Source organism: Shinella sp. S4-D37, from assembly GCF_040812195.1.
GTDB lineage: Bacteria > Pseudomonadota > Alphaproteobacteria > Rhizobiales > Rhizobiaceae > Shinella.
Map to the genome: position 1 here is coordinate 45,990 of NZ_JBFNXL010000004.1, position 18,780 is coordinate 64,769.

Below are 18,780 nucleotides of genomic sequence, written 5' to 3' on the forward strand. Positions count from 1 at the left end.
TCAGCGCGCCTTCGCCGGCAGGATGCGACAATCCGCATGGTCCCAGGAAAGGCCGACGGGCGTGCCCTCGGCCGGCGGCGGGTTGCCGAGGTTGGGCAGCGCGACCGACAGCGTGCCGGCCGGCGTCGTCACGCCGAGCAGCCACTGGCTGCCCATGAAATAGCGCGTGGAGACCGTGCCGGAGACGAGACCGGCCTCGGCCCCCACCAGCTTCAGCTTCTCCGGACGGATGAAGACGGAGACAGCGCCGTCGCCCGCCTCGGCGGGGAAGCGGATGGCGGTGTCGGAAACGCAGATCGCGCCGCCCTCGGCCTTGCCCTTCAGGAAGTTGGACTTGCCGACGAAATTGGAGATGAAATGGTTGTGCGGGTGCTCGTAGAGCCGGTAGGGCGCGTCGATCTGCGTGATCACGCCGCGCTCCATGACGACGATGCGGTCGCTGATCGACAGGGCTTCCGCCTGATCGTGCGTGACCATGATGGTGGTGATGCCGACGGTGCGCTGGATGCGGCGCAGCTCGAACTGCATCTCCTCGCGCAACTGCGCGTCGAGCGCCGAGAGGGGCTCGTCGAGAAGCAGCACCGGCGGATCGACGGCGAGCGCGCGGGCGATCGCCACGCGCTGGCGCTGGCCGCCGGACATTTCGCGGGGGTAGCGCTCGCAAAGGGGCGTGAGATGGACGAGTTCCAGCACCTCGCGCACGCGCTTCTCGCGCTCGGCCCTGGCGACCTTGCGCATTTCCAGCCCGAAGCTGACATTCTGCGCCACCGTCATGTGCGGGAAGAGCGCGTAGCTCTGGAACACCACGCCCAGTTCCCGCCGGGCGGGCGCGAGTCGTGTGATGTCGCGCCCGTCGAGTGTGATGGTGCCCGCGCTCGGCGGCACGAGGCCGGCGATCATCTGCAACGTCGTCGTCTTGCCGCAGCCCGACGGGCCGAGCAGCGAGATGAACTCGCCCTTCTCGATCCCGATGTTGAAATCGTCGACGGCCATGAAGGAGCCGTAGCGGCGGGAAATTCCGGAAAGCGTCAAAAAGCTCATTGCGTCTCCCTCTGGATTGACCTGCCGCTCCCAGGCGGGGCCGGCGCCCTGCTTGCTGCCGGGGCTTGCGACGGACGTGCCGGTTGCCATGACGCGGGCGCACGGCAACCGGGCCGCGGACGTTGCCGTTCCGTGCGCTGCAATCCCTATGTGGTGAATATTCCTCTGGCCGGAATTGCTGGCAGAAATTCCGACCTATGACAAATTGTAATTCCTGGATACGAAATATTTTGTATATTTCTTCTGAAATACGGAATTTATCGGAGATGCAGCAATGGACGAAGCGGGGAAACCGAAATCCGGCCCGTCGATCAATACGAGTCTCGTCAAGGCGATCCATATCCTGAAGGGGCTTGCCGAGGCGGGTGAGGGCGGCATGCGGCTGATCGATCTCGCCCGTGTGCTCGATCTCAGCCAGCCCTCGACCCACCGGCTGCTGAAGACGCTGATTGCCGAGGACCTCGTGGAGCAGTTGCCGGATCGCAAGGCCTATGCGCTGTCGCTGGAATTCTTCGCCATGGCCGCGCAGGCCCGCCAGCGTGACGGCATCCTCAGTCTTGCCCGGCCCTCGCTTCTGCGGCTTTCGGCAACCTTCAACGATACCGTGTTCCTGCTCGTGCGCAGCAATTTCGATGCGGTCTGCCTCGACCGTGTCGAGGGGCCCTTCCCGATCCGCTCGTTCACCGGCGATATCGGCGGCAAGGTGCCGCTCGGCATCGGTCAGGGCAGTCTCGCGATCCTGTCCTTCCTGCCGGAGGAGGAGCGCGAGGCAATCATCCGCTTCAACATGCCGCGCATCCTCGACAAGTCCGCCGTCGACGAGGTGGACCTGCGCATCCTGATCGAGGAGGTGCGCCGCACCGGCTGCGCGACCTTCAATTTCAACATGATCGACGGCATGGCGGGCATCGGCGTGCCCATCCTCGACCGCAACGGCGAGGCCGTCGCCGCCTTCAGCATCGGCACGCTCGCCTCCCGCCTGACGGAAAAGCGCCTTGCGACGGTGACCGAGCTCCTGCGCAAGGAAGCGTCGATCATATCGGGCAAGCTGAGCCCGTTCGATCCGAGCCTGCGTTATCCCGGCCAAGCTCTCGCCAACCGGGGATGAGGCGTGTTCCACGAAGCAGGATGCATACGAAGCATGTTCGGCCGGCCGCGTAGCACGGTGCAGGGTACGACATCGCTCGAAACGCCGAAGCAGGAGCCGGGATACGCAACGGCCGCGTCCATGCGCTCGACTCGCATCTGATGAGATCACCACTGAACTTCATAACCTTCGAGGCGCTGGCGAAGTGGGTACATCCCGAACTCTTCGCCTATATCGATCCGCAGGCAACGCTGGACGAGATCAACCGTCGGTCCTGAAGACCCCGCTCGAAGGGCCGTTCTGGACAAGCCTCGATCCGGTCACCGATGAACGCCTGTGATGGAGGATATCGTCAATCCGGGCGATCCGGTCCGCCATCGTCGCGACCTGGTTCCTGCTCAACCGCACGCTGATGGGCCGTGCCATTTTTGCCGTCGCCAGCAACCGCCTCGCCAACCCGTTCGACCTTGCGGGATCGGAACTGGACGTCATCGCCGCCGTGATCGTCGGCGGCGCGCGGATCACCGGCGGTTCCGGCACCGTGCTCGACGTCATCCTGATCACGCTGGTCAACAACGTGATGATCCTCGTCGGCATCCCGAGCACGTCGCAGCTCGCCGTTCTCGGCCTTTTCATCATTGCCGCGGGAGCACTCTTCCGGGTCGTGACGCTGGAGCCCGGCGGCGAGGCCGAAAGCGCGGTCCGCACGCTTCTGCGCGAGGACGCGCGCGAAGCGGCCAGGCTCTCCCAGGCGCGCGGGAGGCGAAGGGGAGACCGGTTTCCGGGCACCGTCGGTCGTGCCGAAAGCGTGTAAAAACTGCCCGGCCTTGAAAAAAAGTGCAGCAGGTGTGGTAGAAGCGGCGCCGTCGACCGTCTTATCTCATGAACGCCCCACCGAAAGCCTGCCTGCCGATGCCCGATCTCCTGAAGCGTTTTGCGTCCTACTACCGCCCGCACCGCGGCCTGTTCGCGCTGGATTTCTCCTCCGCGGTGATCGCGGGCCTCTTGGAACTAGCGTTTCCCGTGGCGGTGACGCTGTTCATCGACCGCCTGCTGCCGACCGGCCGGCTCGATCTCATCGCGCTCGCCGCCGTCGGCCTGTTCCTGATCTATGTCGTCAATGCCGGCCTGCAGGTCATCGTCACCTATTGGGGCCACATGCTGGGCATCCGCATCGAGGCCGAGATGCGCCGCAAGGCCTTCGACCATCTGCAGAAGCTCTCCTTCGGCTTCTTCGACAACCAGAAGACGGGCCATCTCGTGGCGCGCCTGACCAAGGATCTGGAAGAGATCGGCGAGGTGGCCCATCACGGGCCGGAGGATCTCTTCATCGCCATCATGACGCTGATCGGCGCCTTCCTCCTCATGCTCTGGGTGCATGTGCCGCTGGCGCTGATCACCGCCGTCATCGTCCCGCTGACGGCCTTCGTCACCACCCATTACGGCGTGCGCATGACCACGACCTGGCACGCGATCTACGGCCGCGTCGCCGATTTCAACGCCCGCATTGAGGAGAATGTCGGCGGCATCCGCGTCGTGCAGGCCTTCGCCAACGAGGATCACGAACGCCGGCTCTTTGCCGAGAGCAACCGCAACTACCTCGTCACCAAGCTTCAGGCCTACAAGGTGATGGCCGCCTCCATGTCGCTCTCCTACCTTTCCATGCGCTTCGTGCAGGTGGTGGTGATGCTGGCGGGCGCCTGGTTCGTCACGCGCGGCGAGCTTTCGGCCGGCGGCTTCGTCGGCTTCCTGCTCTTGGTCGGGGTGTTCTTCCGGCCGATCGACAAGATCAACTCGATCATCGAGACCTATCCCAAGGGCATCGCCGGCTTCACGCGCTACACGCAGTTCCTCGACACCGAGCCCGACATCAGGGACCGCGAGGATGCCCGGGAGGTCGGACGGCTAGCCGGCGATATCGAATACCGCGGCGTCGGCTTCGGCTATCGTTCCGACCGGTCGGTCTTCGACGGGCTAGACCTTGCCGTGCGGGCGGGCGAGACGATCGCCTTCGTCGGCCCGTCGGGCGCCGGCAAGACGACGATCTGCTCGCTGTTGCCGCGCTTCTACGAGGTGACGGGCGGGGCGATCAGCATCGACGGCATCGACATCCGCGACATGACGCTGAAATCGCTGCGCTCCAATATCGGCATCGTGCAGCAGGACGTCTTCCTGTTCGCCGGCACGATCCGCGAGAACATCGCCTATGGCCGGCTGGAGGCGAGCGAGGCGGAGATCGTCGAGGCCGCCCGCCGCGCGCGTCTCGACGACGTGATCGCCGGCCTGCCCGACGGCCTCGATACCCTGATCGGCGAGCGCGGGGTGAAACTCTCCGGCGGGCAGAAGCAGCGCCTCGCCATCGCCCGCATCTTCCTGAAGAACCCGCCGATCCTCATCCTCGACGAGGCGACCTCGGCGCTCGACACGGAGACGGAGCGCGCCATCCAGCAATCCCTTGCCGAACTTTCGGCCGGCCGCACGACGCTCGTCATCGCCCACCGTCTCGCGACCATCGCGAATGCCGACCGAATCCTCGTCGTCGATGACGGCCGCATCGTCGAAAGCGGCAGCCACGCGGACCTCATCGCCAGGAAGAACGGGCGCTACCGCAATCTTCAGGCGGTCCAGGCCGACAGCGGCTCCGTTCATTCTCTCCAGAGGCCGGTCTGACCCGCGGCGCGCCTACGGTGCCGCGATCTCCAAGTCGGCGGTGAAGGTCGCGCCTGAAACCATTCTTCCCTTGCCGCGTTGCAACCTGATCCCCCGAAGAAGAGCAAGTGCGATGTCCGATGACAGCACGAAGATCATGGGGGCGACATTCTCGATCCGGTCCAACCTGCAAGGAGCCCGCCATGGCGATCATTCCGAATGAACCCAATCCCGGCCCGAACCCGGTGCCCGACCTTCCCCCGCTCGGTGAGCCGACGCCGCCGATCAAGGAGCCGGAGCCCGATCGCCTGCCCGACGAGGAGCCCAATCCGAACCCGGACGAGAACGACGATCCGGCCAAACAGACCGGCCGCCTATGCGTGTGGGCAGGGAAGGCGTAAGCGCGCGGATCGTCGGCATCCTCGCGTGCAACCGGCGAACGCGGCCGTTCGCGCCGCATTTCGGCTTCTGGTCGCACCGGGTCCTGGAAAGGGAGATCGTCAGGCGCCTGCCGGCGCGGTGCTCTCGCGGACGACGAGCTCGACCGGCAGGATCGTCTCGGTGGGAATGTCCTCGGCGTTGTTGCCGTTCATGAGTTGCAGCAGCACGGTCGCCGCCGTCCGGCCGGCGCTGTGCTGGAGGATGCGGACGGTCGTCAGCCTGGGGCGGATCAGTTCGAGGAACGGCATGTCGTTGAAGCCGGTGACCGAGACCTCGCGCGGACAGTCGATGCCGTGCTCGCGCAACTCGTCGATGGCGCCGAGCGCGAGACGGTCGTTGGCGCACAGGACGGCGGTGAATTTCCGGCCCGCCCCCAGCAGTTCGCGGATGCAGCGCGCACCCTCCTCCTCGTCGAAGCGCCGGGCCGTCGCCACGAGTTCCGGGCGGAATTCCAGCGAAAGGGCCGCGGCGGCCTTGCGGAAGGCGGCCAGGCGAAGCTGGCCGGTCGACAGGTCCTGCGGGCCGGCGAGATGCGCGATGGCGCGATGCCCGAGATCGCGCAGATGGCGCAGCATCTCGCAGATGCCGGCATCCTCGTCGTTGACGATGTAGGGGATCTGCGAGTTCTCGACCATGCGGTTCAGCGTCACCACCGGCAGGCCTTCCGCCGCCGCGCGGGCGATGGACGGATCGCTCCTGAGCACCGCGGCGTGGATGATGCCGTCGACGCCGCGGTCGCGCAGAACGTCCACGAGGCGGCTTTCCCTGTCCCGCTCGCTGTCGGTGTTGACGATGATCGACGCGTAGCCCAGCGGCTCGAGGACGCTTTCGATGCCGCGCAGGATCGGCGGGAAGATCACGTTGGTGATGTCGGGGATCATCACGCCGACGGTCATGGTGCGGTTGGTGCGAAGCCCCGCGGCGATGCGGTTCGGCCGGTATTGGTCCTGGACGGAGAAGCGGCAGCGCCGCAGGACGAACTCTGCCGGGCGCGTAATCCATCCTGGCGTCGCGATGGCGGGTGCCCGGATCACTGATGCAATCGATCGCTAACGGGAGGAAGGCGTATGAGATTGAACACATTGCTCGCGGCAACGGCCGCGGCGGCGATAACGGCCGGTGCGGCGCAGGCGGAAAACCTGAAGATCGGCGCGTCGCTGCCGATTACCGGGGGGCTGTCGGTCAGCGGCGAGAAACACAAGCGCGGCTACGAGCTCTGCACGAAGCTGATCAACGAAGCCGGCGGCATCCTCGGCCGGCAGGTCGAGCTGATCGTCAGCGACAACCGGTCCGACACGGCGACCGCGATCAACCAGTACGAACGCTTCATCAATGTCGACAAGGTCGAGGCCGTCTACGGCACCTTCTCGAGCCGCCTGACCTTCCCGGTCGCCAGCATCCTTTCGAAATACAACATGGTGCATGCCATCCCCTCGGGCGGCGCGCTGCGCATCTACGAGCAGGGCTACAAGAACCTGTTCTACTTCCAGGTCAACGCCGCCGAATATACCGGCAGGGACGTCTCCGCAGTGATCAGGCAGCTCATTCCTGCGGGCGAGGCGCCGAAGACCGCGGCCGTGGTCTCGGCCGACGACTTCTTCGCCAATGCCATCGAGGCGGGCCTGCGGGGGCAGAAGGTGACGGATCCGGCGACCGACAAGGAGATCGCGGACCTCGCGCCCGGCTATCTCGCCGATCTAGGCATCGAGGTCCTGATGCAGGAGAAATGGCCGGAGGAAGGGTTCAACGACTGGCTGAACCCTGCCAATTCGATCAAGCGCTCCGGCGCCGAGATGGTCATCGGCCTGACGGCCTCGGCGGAGGAGGCCGTGCAACTGACGCGCAGCCTCAAGACCGTCGGCGCCACGCCCAAGCTTGTCTATCTCAGCCAGGGCGCGCAGACGGAGTTCGTCGAGGGCGTCGGCAAGGAAGCGGCGGACGGCGTGTTTATCCACACCACCTGGCACAAGGACGTGCCGTTCGAGAGCACGCTGGCCGGCAAGCCGTTCAACAATGCCGACTTCGTCAACGCGTTCACCGCCGAATATGATGTCGAGCCGGACGAGGACAGCGCCATTCCGTTCGCCGTCTGCCAGGGCATCGAGCAGGCGATCCTCGGGGCGGGTACGACCGACAATGCCAAGATGGGTGAGTGGCTGCACGCGCGCACCAAGGACGATCCCGTCCGCACGGTGCTCGGCCGCTTCTCCTGGGACGAGATCGGCCTGCCGGTGGAGAAATCCCACATCATGACGCAGTGGCAGGACGGCAAGCTGACCTTCGTCTACCCGACCGGCGAGTTCGAGGGCGTGTCGCCGTTCAGCTATCCCAAGAACGGGTTCTGAGAAGACAGGCGGCGGAAGGGTGCCCGGCGGGGCATCCTTCCCGTCGCCGGCCATTGTCGGCGTAACCCGCAAGAGGAGACGGGCATGCTGGAAGTGAAGAACCTCTGTAAGCATTTCGGCGGCATCAGGGCCGTCGACGGTGTGACCTTGACGGTCGAGAAGGGGTCGATCACCGCCCTGATCGGGCCGAACGGCGCCGGAAAGACCACCGCGTTCAATTGCATCAGCCGGACGGCGGCGCCGACCTCGGGCGAGGTCTGGCTCGACGGCGAGCGGATCGACCATCTGCGGCCGCACAGGATCACGGCCAAGGGCCTCAGCCGCACCTTCCAGATCTCGCGCAACCTCGGCGACATGACGGTGATCGAGAACGTCATCGTGCAGTCGCGGGTGGAGGGCCTGCGCGGCCTGTTCCGCCCGGCCATGTCGCCGGAGGAGAAGGACAAGGCGATGGCGATCCTCGATTTCCTCGGCATCACCCGCATCGCCCACGAGGACGGCCACAACCTTTCCTATGGACAGAAGAAGCTCATGGACCTTGCCGCGCTTCTCATGTCCGGCCCTAAGATCATCCTGCTCGACGAGCCGGCAGGCGGGGTCAACCCGTCGCTGATGGAGGAGATCATCGGCCATATCCGCGCCCTCAACGACAAGGGCCTGACGGTGCTGATCGTCGAGCACAACATGGACCTGATCATGCGCCTTTCGCACAAGGTCGTGGTCATGGCGCACGGCAGGGTCATCTGCACCGGCACGCCCGACGTGGTGCGCAAGGATCCCCAGGTGCTCGACGCCTACCTTGGCGGCGTGCTGGAAGACGAGGCGGCCTGATGACGAAGCTTCTGGAAGTCACCAACATCACCGCCGGCTACGGCGACGGCCCTTCCATCATCGACGGCGCGCACCTGACCGTCGAGCCCGGCAAGGTCCATTGCATCATCGGCCCGAACGGCGCCGGCAAGTCGACGCTGCTCAAGGCGATCTGCGGCATGCTGTCGATCCGCAAGGGCGACGTGGTGCTCAAGGGCGAGCGGCTGAACGGGCTGCGGCCCGACCAGATCCTGCGCAAGGGCATCTGCTTCGTGCCGCAGGAGCGCGCGTTGTTCGCCAAGATGACCGTGCGCGAGAACCTGTGCATGGGCGGCTTCATTCTCGATGACAAGAAGGAGCTGGAGCGCCGCATCGACGGCATCCTCGAGCGCTTCCCGATCCTTCGCGAGCGCGCCGACCAGCATGCCGGCACCATGTCCGGCGGCCAGCAGCAGACGCTCGCCATGGCCCGCACGCTGATCATCAAGCCCGATATCGTCGTGCTCGACGAGCCGTCGCTCGGCCTGGCGCCGAAGGTCGTCCAGGAGATGTTCGACATCATGAAGATGATGTCGGCGGAAGGCGTGACCGTGCTCCTCGTGGAGCAGAACGCGCTGATGGGGCTCAAGAACGCCGACTGGGGCGTGGTGCTCGATCTCGGCCGGACGCTTTTCGAAGGCCCGGCCGCCACGGTGCTGGCCGATCCGCGCATCCAGGAACTCTACCTCGGCGGCAGGAAGGCCGCCTGACGAGGAAAAGACATGGCAGAGATATTGCAGATACTGATCCTGGGCCTGGCGCTCGGCGGCGTCATCGCCCTCATGGGCTCCGGCCTGTCGCTGGTCTTCGGCGTGATGCGCATCGTCAATCTCGCCCATCCCGCGCTGATCATCGGCGGGGCCTACATCGCCTATCTGGCCTTCAAGAGGTTCGGCCTCGATCCGATCGCCATGCTGCCCGTCGCCGCCGTCACCATGGCCGCCGTCGGCGTGGTGCTCTACCGGCTGCTGTTCCAGCGCGAGGCGAGAAGCGCCAAATATTCCGAGATGACGGTGCTGCTGACCTTCGCGCTGGCGATGATGGTGGAAGGGCTGCTCGGCGGCCTCTTCACCAACACGCAGCGGGTGACGTCGCCCGACTACGCCACCGCCGCCTTCTTCATCGGCGACGTCTTCATCCCCAAGGGGCAGCTCTATGCCGGCCTCGTCTCGCTGGCGATCATCGCGGCGCTGTCCCTCTTCCTCAAATATTCGTGGCTCGGCTATGCCATCCGCGCCACGACGCAGAACCGCGAGGCGGCCGAACTCCTCGGCGTCAACGTGCAGTTCATCAGCGTGCTCGCCTTCGCCATCGGCATCGGCCTTGCCGGCGCCGCCGGATCGCTGGTCAGCTTCGTGTTCAGCTTCTTCCCGGCCAAGCACTGGGAGTGGATCGCCATGCTGATGTCGGTGGTGGTGCTGGGCGGCATGGGCAGCATCCTCGGCACGGTGGTGGGCGCGCTCGTCCTGTCCGTCATCGCCGCCTTCGTCGGCACCTGGATCGGGGCCACCTGGTCGACGCTGACCTTCTTCCTCGCCCTTTTCATCATTCTGCTGGTGCGGCCCCAGGGGCTGTTCGGCGAAAAACCGGAGATGGCGTGATGGCCGTGACCCTTCAGGATTCCAGCGCCGGCGCCGTGATCGAGGCGCGCCGCGCCCACAACGAGAAACTGTCGCGCAAGGCCGACCAGACCCGGGCGACGTGGTTCCCGCTGGCCCTGCTCGCGCTGCTCGCCGCGCTGCCGCTGCTGCAGTTCACCGGCAACTACAATTACGTGCTGCATCTGGTGCTGTTCACCGCATCCTATGTCGCCATGGCCTCGGGCTGGAACATCCTCGGCGGCTTTGCCGGCTATGTCTCGCTCGGCCATGCCGTGTTCTTCGGCGTCGGGGGCTATTTCTCCGGCATGCTCCTGGCGCGCTACGGCATTTCCACGCTGCTCACCGCGCCGCTCGCCGGTCTCGTCGCGGCTATCCTCGGCTATGGCGTCGGCATGGTCACGCTCAAGGTGCGCGGCCCGAGCTTCATCATCTCGTCGATCGCCCTTTTGATGATCGCCCGCATCCTGTTCGACAACTGGCATTTCATCGGCGGCGCCAACGGCCTGACGCTGCCGCCGAACGACCTGTCGGTGCAGTGGGCCAAGGTGCCTTACTATTATGCGATGCTGGGTATCGCGGCCTTCACCGTGTGGTCGGCCTACAAGATCAAGCACTCGAAGTTCGGCCTCGGCCTTCGCGCGCTCTCCAAGGATGAGATCAAGGCGGAGAGCGCCGGCATCGACACGCGCTTCTACAAGGTGGCGGCCTTCGCCCTCTCGGCCTTCTTCGTCGGCATGGCGGGCGCGGTGTGGGGCGAGTACCTCACCTATCTCCGGCCGAACATCTTCCTGCTCATCCTGATCTCGGCGAACATGGTGCTGATGTGCATCCTCGGCGGCAAGGGCACGATTGCCGGGCCGGTGATCGGCGCGATCCTGATCGTCGCCCTCAACGAGCTCTTCGTCGCGACGATGGGGGCGTCCGAGATCAACATCCTCGGCACCGGCCTGGTGATGGCGATCGGGCTGATCTTCTTCCCGCTCGGACTGGTCGGAACCCTCGCCAGAAGCGGAAAGCTGCCCCGCATCCTCAACTGGGACTAGGCATCCCACCGGAAAACACCCGCATCCGCAGGCCGGCAAGGCGCGGCCTCTCCCATGGACGCATGAACGCAGTGGAGGACGAAATGGACTATGTCAGCACCGGCCCCAGGCTCATCACCAAGGAAGCCGACGTCACGCCCACCGTGCTTGCGGCGATGGCGGACACCGCCGATCCGCGGCTGAAGGAAATCATGACCGCCATGGTGGATCATCTCCACCGCTTCATCCTCGAGACGCGCCTGACGGAGGCGGAATTCGAATATGCGCTGCGCTGGATCGTCAAGATCGGCCAGCGGACGAACGAGTTCCACAACGAGGTGGTGCTCGCCGCCGATGTGCTCGGCGCATCCACGCTGATCGACCTCATCAACAATGACGGCATGCAGGGCGAGACGATGTCGGCGCTGCTCGGGCCGTTCTATCGCGGCGATGCGCCGGTCTGTGCCAACGGCGACTGCATCGCCCGCTCGCAAACGCCCGGCGCGCCGCTTTTCTTCTCCGGCAGGGTGATCGGGACCGACGGCGCGCCGGTCGCAGGCGCCGTGCTCGACGTGTGGCAGGCGTCGCCCGTGGGGCTCTACGAGAACCAGGACGAAACCCAGGAGGACTGCAATCTTCGCGGCAAGTTCACGAGCGAGGCCGATGGCCGCTATCATTTCCGCTCGGTCAAGCCGGCGGGCTATCCCGTTCCGACCGATGGTCCGGTGGGCGTGCTGCTGCGGGCCCAGAACCGCGAGCCGATGCGGCCGGCGCATGTCCATTTCATCGTTTCCGCGCCGGGGCACAAGACATTGATCACGCAGATCTTCTCCGACACGCCCGAGGCGCTGGCGGCGGATGTCGTGTTCGGCGCCAAGCAGCAGATCGTCGGCAACTTCGTCATGCATACCGAGCCGCATCCCGATTATCCGGATGCGAGCCTGCCTTTCTACACCTGCGAATACGATTTCAAGCTGGTGGCCGGCACATCGACGCTCCCTGTCCCGCCGATTTCGGGAAAGAAGAGCTGAGCCATGGCTGCACAAGACTCCCGTCATCCGCTTGTGGGCAAGGTGGCCGTCGTCGTCGGGGGCTCCGGCGGCATCGGTCGCGAGACCTGCCGGATGCTCGCCGCCACCGGTGCCACCGTCGTCGTCGGCTACCGTTCGGGCAGGCAGAAGGCGGAGGAGATCGTCGGCGAACTGGCCGGCGAAGGCCATGTCGCGCTGCCGGTCTCCATTGAGGAGACCGCGACGATCGAGGCGTTCCGGGATGGAGTGCTGGAAAGGCTCGGCCGGGTGGACATCCTGGTCAACACGGCCGGCGTCACCGAACCGGTGGCGCATGGCGACCTCGATGCCCTGACCGACGCGATGATCGACCGCATCTTCATCAACAACTGGCGCGGCGTCTTCGCCACGATCCGCGCCTTCGCGCCGGCGCTGAAGGCGAGCGGCGACGGCCTGATCGTCAACGTCTCGTCGATCGCCGCCTTCACGGGCATCGGCTCGAATGTCGCCTATTGCGGCGCGAAGGCGGGCATCGACATCATGACGAATTCGCTCGGCCGGGCGCTCGCACCCGAGATCCGGGTCATGGCGGTGTCGCCCGGGGCCGTCGACACGCAGTTCGTGCCTGGCCGCGGCAAGGAATTTTCCGACAAGGTCGCCGCGACGACCCCGCTGAAGCGCATCACCAGCCCGCTGGACGTCGCCGAGGCGATCGTCTCCTGCGCCACGCACCTGAAATTCTCGACCGGCAGCCGGATCGTCGTCGATGGGGGAAGGCACCTGTAATGCAGCCGAAAGTCATCATCACCTGCGCCGTGACCGGCAACCTGACGACGCGGGAAAACCACCCCGGCCTGCCGGTGACGCCGGAGGAGATCGCCGATGCCTGCCTGGAGGCGGCCGATGCCGGGGCGGCCATCGCCCACATCCATGTGCGCGACCCCGAGACGGCCAAGCCCTCGATGGAGCTGAAGCACTACCGCGCGGTGGTCGAGCGTATCCGGGCGAAGAACAGTGCCCTGATCCTCAACGTGACCACGGGGCCGGGCGGGCGCTACCATCCGAGCGACGAGAACCCGGCGGTGGCCGGCCCGCGCACGACGCTGATGCGGCCGGAAAAGCGCGTCGAGCACATCACCGCGCTGAAGCCCGACATCGCCACGCTCGACCTCAACACCATGACCTTCGGCAACGAGGTGGTGATCAACACGCCCGACAATGTGAAGATCATGGCCGACCTCATCAACGCGGCCGGCTCCAAGCCGGAGCTGGAGGTCTTCGATACCGGCCATATCGTGCTCGCGCAGGACCTGATGAAGGCCGGCGTGCTGACGTCGCCGGCGATGTTCACCATCGTCACCGGCGTCAAATACGGCTTTCCCTCCACCACGGACGTCATGGCGACCGCCGCGCGCATGCTGCCGCGCGACGCCGTCTGGACGGGCTTCGGCGTCGGCCGCATGTCGTTCCCGATGGCGATGCAGGCCTACCTGCTCGGCGGGCATGTCCGCGTCGGGCTGGAGGACAATTCCTACATCGCCAAGGGCGTACTGGCGAAGGGCAATGGCGAGCTCGTGGAGCGCGCCCGCGACCTCATCGAGAAACTCGGCGGGCAGATTGCCGGTCCGTCGGAGGCCAGGGAAATCCTGGGGCTTGCGGCCTGACCGGCGCAGCTGAAGCAAAGGAGACGGAAGAGATGAACATTCAAGCAAGCGCCAAGGCAGGCAATGCCCTCAGGGTTTCCCAGACGTCGCCGGATCTCGACAACCTCCTGATCGATGTGGTCGAGGTGGCCGTACCGCGCCCCGGCCCCGGCCAGGTGCTGGTCGAGATCGTGGCGGCGGGGGTCAATCCCAGCGACGTCAAGGCCTCGCTCGGCCACATGCCGCATGCCATCTGGCCGCGCATACCGGGCCGCGACTTCGGCGGCATCGTGCGCGAGGGCCCCTCGCAGATGATCGGCATGGAGGTCTGGGGCGGCGGCGGTGAGCTCGGCATCAGCCAGGATGGCAGCCATGGCAAATGGATGGTGCTCGACCAGAAGGCCGTGCGCGCCAAGCCGAAGAATTTTTCCATGGAGGAGGCCGGGTCGGTCGGCGTGCCGTTCATCACCGCCTATGAGGGCCTGCGCGAGGCCGGCGGCGCCCAGCCGACCGACGTCGTCCTCGTCTGCGGCGGCAACGGCAAGGTCGGGCAGGCGGCGATCCAGCTCGCCACCATGGCCGGGGCCAAGGTCTTCGCCGTCGAATACAACGGGCAGCCGCTGCGGGGCCACGCCAACGGCCCGGTCACGATGCTGAACAGCGCCGTTGACGATGTCGCCGCCGTCGTTCGCGACATGACCGGCGGCCACGGCGCCGATATCGTCTTCAACACGGTGGGCAGCCCCTATTTCGAGATCGCCAACAAGGCGATGGCCAAGCAGGCGCGGCAGATCTTCATCTCGACCTTCGACCGCGCCGTGCCCTTCGACATCTTCAACTTCTTCCGCGGACGCCACAAATATATCGGCATCGACACGCTGGCTTTGTCCTCCGTCGACGGCGCGCGGATCTTCGACCGGCTGAAGCTGAAGTTCGAGGAGGGCCTGCTCAAGCCGTTCCCGATCAACCCCGACTGCTGCTACGACCTCAAGGACGCTGCGAAGGCCTATGCCTCGGTGCTGCGCGGAACGCCCGAGCGGGTGCTGCTCAAGCCGTAAGGAGGCACCATGCAGGTCACCCGCTACAGCGAGGCGAAGCCCTATGAGGCGCCCGAACACTACGACATGCGCTGCCTGCGCCTGCAGGGCAAGGAGGCGACGGCGACGGATGCGATCTGGATCGGCCTGTCGCATCTCCTGCCGGGCGGGCGCACCTCGCTCAAGGCGGCGGCGATGGAGAAGATCTACATCGTCGTCGCCGGTGAGGTGACAGTCGAAACCGTCGATACCGCCGTCACGCTCGGCGTGCTCGACAGTTGCCGGCTGGCGCCGGGCGAGGCGCGCGCGCTGGTCAACCGCACCAATGCGCCGGCCTCGATCCTTCTCGCAATGCCGACCTGAAACCGACGACCGGAATGCGGCGACCCCGGAAGGACAGGGAATGAACGGGACTGAGAACAGGCTGCTCAGCGTGATGGAACACTGGCTGCCGCGCATGGAGGTCGCCGGCATCCCGTCGGCGACGGCAAGGGCGGTGATCGACAGCGCCGGCACCTGGGAGAACTGGCTTGCGGCCTGGAGCGCCGAAGGCGACCGCCATGCCGCGTTGGGCGAGGCGGCGCTTGCGCGCGGGCGCTGGATCACCGCCGGCGAGGCTTTCGCCCGTGCCAGCCTGTTCTACCATTTCGGCCAGTTCATGGCTTTCGACGACCTTGACGCGAAGGCGCGCGTCGCGGCGCTGAAGGTGGCGGCGTTCCGAAAGGCCGCGCCGCTGCTGGCGCCGCCCGGCGAACCCATCGCGGTGCCGTTCGAAGGCGGCGTGCTGCATGGTTATCTCCGCCGGCCGGACGGGGCGGGGCCACATCCGCTGGCGCTGATCGTTCCCGGCTCGGATTCCACCAAGGAGGAGTTCCCGGCGTTCGAAGGGCATTTCCTTCGTCGCGGCATGGCGACGCTGTCGCTTGACGGCCCGGGGCAGGGCGAGGGCCGGTCCCATGGCCCCTTGCGCGCCGATATCGCCCCGGCCATCGCCGCGACGATCGAGGCCATCGCGGGGCGGCCGGGCCTGTCGGGCGCCGTCGGCCTGGTCGGCATGGCCTTCGGCGGCTTCCTGGCGCTGCGGGCCGCGGCGGCGCTGGAGGGGCTTGCGGCCGTGGTCTCGATCAACGGCTTCCACGATCTCGGGGCGCTCTGGCCGACCCTGCCGAAGGTCTACCAGGACAACATGACCTTCGCGCTCGGCGGTGACGACGTCGTGACGCGCGCCGGCCGCTTCACCCTGGCGGGCATCGCGGTTCCGGCGCTCGTCCTGCATGGCGGCCGCGACAGGATCTTCCCGCCGTCGGAGGCGCAGAAATGCGCCGATATCTGCCGGGCGGGGGCGGAACTGCACGTCTTTGCCGCCGGAAACCATGTCTGCAACAACATTCCCTGGCTGTACCGCCCGCTCGTCGCCGACTGGCTGGCGGAGCGGCTGGGGGCTTAGGGCCGCCCGCCGCGGAGGAAAGACCATGCGTTCTCCCATCTCGTTCCGGGTCAACGGATTGGCGACGCAGGTGGACGGTGCCGGCGACGAGCCGCTGCTTTTCGTGCTGCGGAACCGGCTCGGCCTCAAGGCGACCCGTTTCGGCTGCGGGCTGGAGCAGTGCGGCGCATGCGTGGTGAGCGTCGACGGGCAGGCGCGCCATGCCTGCACCCTGCCGGTCTCCGCGCTGGCCGGGGCAGAGGTGACGACCCCCGAGGGGCTGGGGGACGATCCCGTCGGGGCGGTGCTGCTCGACGCCTTCGAGATCGAGCAGGCCGGCCAGTGCGGCTACTGCATCTCCGGCATCCTGATGCGCCTCCACGCGCTGTTCAAGGCAGAGGGCCGGCCGAGCCGCGCGGCGATCCTCGCCGCGCTCGACGGGCATCTGTGTCGCTGCGGGGCGCATGGCGGGATCCTGCGCGCCGTCGCACGCGCCGCGGCCCGTCTCGGCGGGGAGGCATGACCGTGGACAACGTGCTGCCGAAGAGCCTTCGCGACAATCCGGAACTCGGGTGCTGGGTCTCCTTCGATGCGCCGGGTGTCGTCGGCATCCGCTCGGGCAAGGTCGAGCTCGGCCAGGGCATCCTCACGGCCCTTGCCCAGATCGCCGCCGACGAACTGCCTGTCGATCCCGCGCTGGTCGCGCTCGTCCCTTGCGATACCGACCGGTCGCCGGACGAGGGCATTACCGCCGGCAGCCAGTCGGTGGAGGTCTCGGGTGCGTCGATCCGCCTGGCTGCGGCGCAGGCGCGCGCGGCGCTGCTCGGCGCCGCCGCCGCCCGCCTCGGCGCCGAAGACGCCCGCCTGTCCTGCCGCGACGGGAGCATCCTTGTCGACGGCGCGCCGACGAGGCTCGACTTCTGGTCGCTCGCATCCGATGTCGACTGGCGGCAGCCTGTCGGCGGGAATGTGCCCGTGCGGCCCGCCGGGCGCGACCGCGCCATCGGCGCCAGCCATCCGCGCATCGACATGGCGCAGAAGCGCGCCGGTGCCGGCTTCATCCACGATCTTTCCCTGCCGGGCCTCCTGCATGCCCGTGTCGTCCGGCAGCCGTTCCGGCTCGCCCGCCTCGCCAACGTCGACGAAGCCTGGCTGGAGCGTCGCCATCCCGGCCTCACGGTCCTGCGCAGGAACGACTTCCTCGCCCTCGTCGGGCCGGACGAATACGGCGTTCACGCCGCCCATGCCGAGGCGGAAAGATTCACCGCCTGGGAGGAGTTGCCCGGCCTCTGGCAGCCGGCGCAAACGGCGGGCGAGACGGTCACCCGGCTCGGATCGGCGGCGCCGTCGGCCGGCAAGGGCGGCATCGACGTGCGGTATTCGCGCGCGCATGTCGCGCATGCGTCGATCGGCCCGTCCTGCGCGCTCGCCCTGTTCGATGCCGGCCGCTTGACCGTATGGAGCCATTCGCAGGGGATTTTCCCGCTCCGCGCGCAGATCGCGGCATGCCTCGGGCTCGAATCCTCCGCGGTGCGCGTCGTCCATGCGCACGGCGCCGGCTGCTACGGCCACAACGGCGCCGACGATGCGGCGCTCGACGCGGCCATCGTCGCGCTGGAAATGCCGGGCCGGCCGGTGCGCATCCTGTGGTCGCGCGAAGACGAGCTCGGTCGCGGCCCGCTGGGGACGGCCATGTCGACCGGGGTAGCGGCGCGGGTCGACGCCGCCGGCCGGGTGGTGTCGTGGAGCCTGTCGGTGGTGAGCGCGCCGCATGCCCAGCGCCCGGGCTTCGGCGGCCATGTCAATCTCAGCTCGGCCGAAGCGCTCGACAGCGCCCGCCTGCCGGCGAGGGTCGAGGACCTGCCCGATGCCGCCGGCGGCGGGGCCGCGCGAAACGCGGTGGCGATCTACGATTTCCCGGGCCAGCAGGTGTCCGTCCGGCTGGAGACGGGCAGCCGCATCCGCACCTCCTCGCTGCGGTCGCTGGGCGCGCATCTCAACGTCTTCGCAATCGAATGTGCGATGGACGAGCTGGCGGACCTGGCCGGGGTCGATCCGCTGGACTTCCGGCTACGCCACCTCAGTGACGCGCGCTGCCGCGCCGTTCTCGAAGGGGCGGCCGAGATGAGCGGCTGGCCCGGCAGCCGTCCGGCCGGCGAGGGGCGGGCGCTCGGCATCGCCGCCGCCCGCTACAAGAACAAGGGCGCCTGGCTTGCCGCCGTCGCCGAGGTCTCGGTGGACGAGGCGGTCAGGCTGGAGCGGCTGTGGCTTTACGCCGATATGGGCCTCGTCATCAACCCGCAGGGCGCGCGCAGCCAGATCGAGGGCGGAGCCATCCAGGCGGCGAGCTGGACGCTCAAGGAGGCGGTGAAGGTGGAGGACGACCGCGTGCCGGCCTTCGACTGGAGCGCCTATCCGATCCTGAAATTCTCCGAACTGCCCGAGATCGAGACGCGGTTCGTCATCGACCCGGCACGCCCGCCGCTGGGCGCCGGCGAGGCGGCACAGGGGCCTGTGGCCGCCGCCATCGGGAATGCCGTGTCCCGGGCGCTCGGCCTGAGGATGCGCGACCTGCCGCTGACACGGGACCGGCTGGTCGCCGTGCTCATGGGAGCCTGACAGGCATCGG

Annotated in this window: 19 protein-coding genes and 1 pseudogene; 17 read left to right on the top strand and 3 right to left on the bottom strand. The window is 67.0% G+C overall.

Annotation, left to right across the window (positions count from 1 at the left end; translation table 11 throughout):
• Complete coding sequence (locus tag AB3G45_RS07055; protein ID WP_367829912.1) at positions 1–1,041, bottom strand: ABC transporter ATP-binding protein; 1,041 nt, start codon at positions 1,039–1,041, stop codon at positions 1–3.
• Positions 1,042–1,315: 274 nt separating this feature from the next.
• Here AB3G45_RS07055 and AB3G45_RS07060 point away from each other — a divergent pair, with 274 nt between their 5' ends.
• The 3 genes and pseudogenes from AB3G45_RS07060 to AB3G45_RS07070 all read left to right on the top strand — a co-directional run bounded on the left by AB3G45_RS07060 (position 1,316) and on the right by AB3G45_RS07070 (position 4,798).
• A complete protein-coding gene (locus AB3G45_RS07060) occupies positions 1,316–2,149 on the top strand; it encodes an IclR family transcriptional regulator (protein WP_367829913.1) in 834 nt (277 codons plus the stop codon).
• Positions 2,150–2,501: 352 nt separating this feature from the next.
• Positions 2,502–2,792, top strand: a pseudogene (locus AB3G45_RS07065) (ABC transporter permease); the annotation flags it as partial.
• 248 nt (positions 2,793–3,040) lie between these two features.
• Positions 3,041–4,798: an ABC transporter ATP-binding protein gene (locus tag AB3G45_RS07070; RefSeq protein ID WP_367829967.1), complete on the top strand. Its 1,758-nt coding sequence runs from the start codon at positions 3,041–3,043 to the stop codon at positions 4,796–4,798.
• A gap of 12 nt (positions 4,799–4,810) precedes the next feature.
• Here AB3G45_RS07070 and AB3G45_RS07075 read toward each other — a convergent pair whose 3' ends face one another.
• Positions 4,811–4,936 carry a hypothetical protein gene (locus tag AB3G45_RS07075; RefSeq protein ID WP_367829914.1) on the bottom strand — a complete coding sequence of 42 codons (126 nt, stop codon included), beginning with the start codon at positions 4,934–4,936 and terminating at the stop codon, positions 4,811–4,813.
• A 44-nt stretch (positions 4,937–4,980) separates the two neighbouring features.
• Between AB3G45_RS07075 and AB3G45_RS07080 the strand changes: the two genes are divergently transcribed.
• Positions 4,981–5,178, top strand: coding sequence for a hypothetical protein (locus AB3G45_RS07080; protein ID WP_367829915.1), 198 nt, complete (start codon positions 4,981–4,983; stop codon positions 5,176–5,178).
• 99 nt (positions 5,179–5,277) lie between these two features.
• On the opposite strand, the gene AB3G45_RS07085 is transcribed toward AB3G45_RS07080, so the two are convergent.
• Entirely contained in the window at positions 5,278–6,252 is a 975-nt protein-coding gene (locus AB3G45_RS07085; protein ID WP_367829916.1) for a LacI family DNA-binding transcriptional regulator, read from the bottom strand.
• Positions 6,253–6,285: 33 nt separating this feature from the next.
• On the opposite strand from AB3G45_RS07085, the gene AB3G45_RS07090 reads away from it, so the two are divergent.
• The 13 genes from AB3G45_RS07090 (at position 6,286) to AB3G45_RS07150 (ending at position 18,770) form a co-directional block, all read left to right on the top strand.
• A complete protein-coding gene (locus AB3G45_RS07090) occupies positions 6,286–7,563 on the top strand; it encodes an amino acid ABC transporter substrate-binding protein (RefSeq protein WP_367829917.1) in 1,278 nt (425 codons plus the stop codon).
• An 84-nt stretch (positions 7,564–7,647) separates the two neighbouring features.
• Positions 7,648–8,394 carry an ABC transporter ATP-binding protein gene (locus tag AB3G45_RS07095; protein ID WP_367829918.1) on the top strand — a complete coding sequence of 249 codons (747 nt, stop codon included), beginning with the start codon at positions 7,648–7,650 and terminating at the stop codon, positions 8,392–8,394.
• Complete coding sequence (locus tag AB3G45_RS07100) at positions 8,394–9,122, top strand: ABC transporter ATP-binding protein (RefSeq protein ID WP_367829919.1); 729 nt, start codon at positions 8,394–8,396, stop codon at positions 9,120–9,122. Before AB3G45_RS07095 ends, AB3G45_RS07100 begins: the two co-directional genes overlap by 1 nt.
• A 12-nt stretch (positions 9,123–9,134) precedes the next feature.
• Positions 9,135–10,013, top strand: coding sequence for a branched-chain amino acid ABC transporter permease (locus tag AB3G45_RS07105; RefSeq protein ID WP_367829920.1), 879 nt, complete (start codon positions 9,135–9,137; stop codon positions 10,011–10,013).
• Positions 10,013–11,056 carry a branched-chain amino acid ABC transporter permease gene (locus AB3G45_RS07110; RefSeq protein ID WP_367829921.1) on the top strand — a complete coding sequence of 348 codons (1,044 nt, stop codon included), beginning with the start codon at positions 10,013–10,015 and terminating at the stop codon, positions 11,054–11,056. Before AB3G45_RS07105 ends, AB3G45_RS07110 begins: the two co-directional genes overlap by 1 nt.
• 83 nt (positions 11,057–11,139) lie before the next feature.
• Positions 11,140–12,066 (top strand): dioxygenase, encoded by a 927-nt coding sequence (locus tag AB3G45_RS07115; protein WP_367829922.1) that lies wholly within the window; start codon positions 11,140–11,142, stop codon positions 12,064–12,066.
• Positions 12,067–12,069: 3 nt separating this feature from the next.
• Positions 12,070–12,831, top strand: coding sequence for an SDR family NAD(P)-dependent oxidoreductase (locus AB3G45_RS07120; RefSeq protein ID WP_367829923.1), 762 nt, complete (start codon positions 12,070–12,072; stop codon positions 12,829–12,831).
• A complete protein-coding gene (locus AB3G45_RS07125; protein WP_367829924.1) occupies positions 12,831–13,709 on the top strand; it encodes a 3-keto-5-aminohexanoate cleavage protein in 879 nt (292 codons plus the stop codon). Before AB3G45_RS07120 ends, AB3G45_RS07125 begins: the two co-directional genes overlap by 1 nt.
• A gap of 32 nt (positions 13,710–13,741) precedes the next feature.
• Positions 13,742–14,746 carry a zinc-binding alcohol dehydrogenase family protein gene (locus AB3G45_RS07130; RefSeq protein WP_367829925.1) on the top strand — a complete coding sequence of 335 codons (1,005 nt, stop codon included), beginning with the start codon at positions 13,742–13,744 and terminating at the stop codon, positions 14,744–14,746.
• 9 nt (positions 14,747–14,755) lie between these two features.
• Complete coding sequence (locus AB3G45_RS07135) at positions 14,756–15,088, top strand: cupin domain-containing protein (RefSeq protein ID WP_367829926.1); 333 nt, start codon at positions 14,756–14,758, stop codon at positions 15,086–15,088.
• 40 nt (positions 15,089–15,128) lie between these two features.
• Positions 15,129–16,172: an alpha/beta hydrolase gene (locus tag AB3G45_RS07140; RefSeq protein ID WP_367829927.1), complete on the top strand. Its 1,044-nt coding sequence runs from the start codon at positions 15,129–15,131 to the stop codon at positions 16,170–16,172.
• A 25-nt stretch (positions 16,173–16,197) separates the two neighbouring features.
• Positions 16,198–16,674 (top strand): (2Fe-2S)-binding protein, encoded by a 477-nt coding sequence (locus AB3G45_RS07145; protein ID WP_367829928.1) that lies wholly within the window; start codon positions 16,198–16,200, stop codon positions 16,672–16,674.
• Complete coding sequence (locus tag AB3G45_RS07150; protein WP_367829929.1) at positions 16,671–18,770, top strand: molybdopterin cofactor-binding domain-containing protein; 2,100 nt, start codon at positions 16,671–16,673, stop codon at positions 18,768–18,770. The genes AB3G45_RS07145 and AB3G45_RS07150 overlap by 4 nt, the downstream gene beginning before the upstream one ends.
• Positions 18,771–18,780: the final 10 nt, after the last annotated feature.

Bases quoted from the DNA above. Each gene is read 5' to 3' on its own strand.
- AB3G45_RS07055 (WP_367829912.1), bottom strand. From the start codon at position 1,041: ATGAGCTTTTTGACGCTTTCCGGAATTTCCCGCCGCTACGGCTCCTTC.
- AB3G45_RS07060 (WP_367829913.1), top strand. From the start codon at position 1,316: ATGGACGAAGCGGGGAAACCGAAATCCGGCCCGTCGATCAATACGAGT.
- AB3G45_RS07070 (WP_367829967.1), top strand. From the start codon at position 3,041: ATGCCCGATCTCCTGAAGCGTTTTGCGTCCTACTACCGCCCGCACCGC.
- AB3G45_RS07075 (WP_367829914.1), bottom strand. From the start codon at position 4,936: ATGATCTTCGTGCTGTCATCGGACATCGCACTTGCTCTTCTTCGGGGG.
- AB3G45_RS07080 (WP_367829915.1), top strand. From the start codon at position 4,981: ATGGCGATCATTCCGAATGAACCCAATCCCGGCCCGAACCCGGTGCCC.
- AB3G45_RS07090 (WP_367829917.1), top strand. From the start codon at position 6,286: ATGAGATTGAACACATTGCTCGCGGCAACGGCCGCGGCGGCGATAACG.
- AB3G45_RS07095 (WP_367829918.1), top strand. From the start codon at position 7,648: ATGCTGGAAGTGAAGAACCTCTGTAAGCATTTCGGCGGCATCAGGGCC.
- AB3G45_RS07100 (WP_367829919.1), top strand. From the start codon at position 8,394: ATGACGAAGCTTCTGGAAGTCACCAACATCACCGCCGGCTACGGCGAC.
- AB3G45_RS07105 (WP_367829920.1), top strand. From the start codon at position 9,135: ATGGCAGAGATATTGCAGATACTGATCCTGGGCCTGGCGCTCGGCGGC.
- AB3G45_RS07110 (WP_367829921.1), top strand. From the start codon at position 10,013: ATGGCCGTGACCCTTCAGGATTCCAGCGCCGGCGCCGTGATCGAGGCG.
- AB3G45_RS07115 (WP_367829922.1), top strand. From the start codon at position 11,140: ATGGACTATGTCAGCACCGGCCCCAGGCTCATCACCAAGGAAGCCGAC.
- AB3G45_RS07120 (WP_367829923.1), top strand. From the start codon at position 12,070: ATGGCTGCACAAGACTCCCGTCATCCGCTTGTGGGCAAGGTGGCCGTC.
- AB3G45_RS07125 (WP_367829924.1), top strand. From the start codon at position 12,831: ATGCAGCCGAAAGTCATCATCACCTGCGCCGTGACCGGCAACCTGACG.
- AB3G45_RS07130 (WP_367829925.1), top strand. From the start codon at position 13,742: ATGAACATTCAAGCAAGCGCCAAGGCAGGCAATGCCCTCAGGGTTTCC.
- AB3G45_RS07135 (WP_367829926.1), top strand. From the start codon at position 14,756: ATGCAGGTCACCCGCTACAGCGAGGCGAAGCCCTATGAGGCGCCCGAA.
- AB3G45_RS07140 (WP_367829927.1), top strand. From the start codon at position 15,129: ATGAACGGGACTGAGAACAGGCTGCTCAGCGTGATGGAACACTGGCTG.
- AB3G45_RS07145 (WP_367829928.1), top strand. From the start codon at position 16,198: ATGCGTTCTCCCATCTCGTTCCGGGTCAACGGATTGGCGACGCAGGTG.
- AB3G45_RS07150 (WP_367829929.1), top strand. From the start codon at position 16,671: ATGACCGTGGACAACGTGCTGCCGAAGAGCCTTCGCGACAATCCGGAA.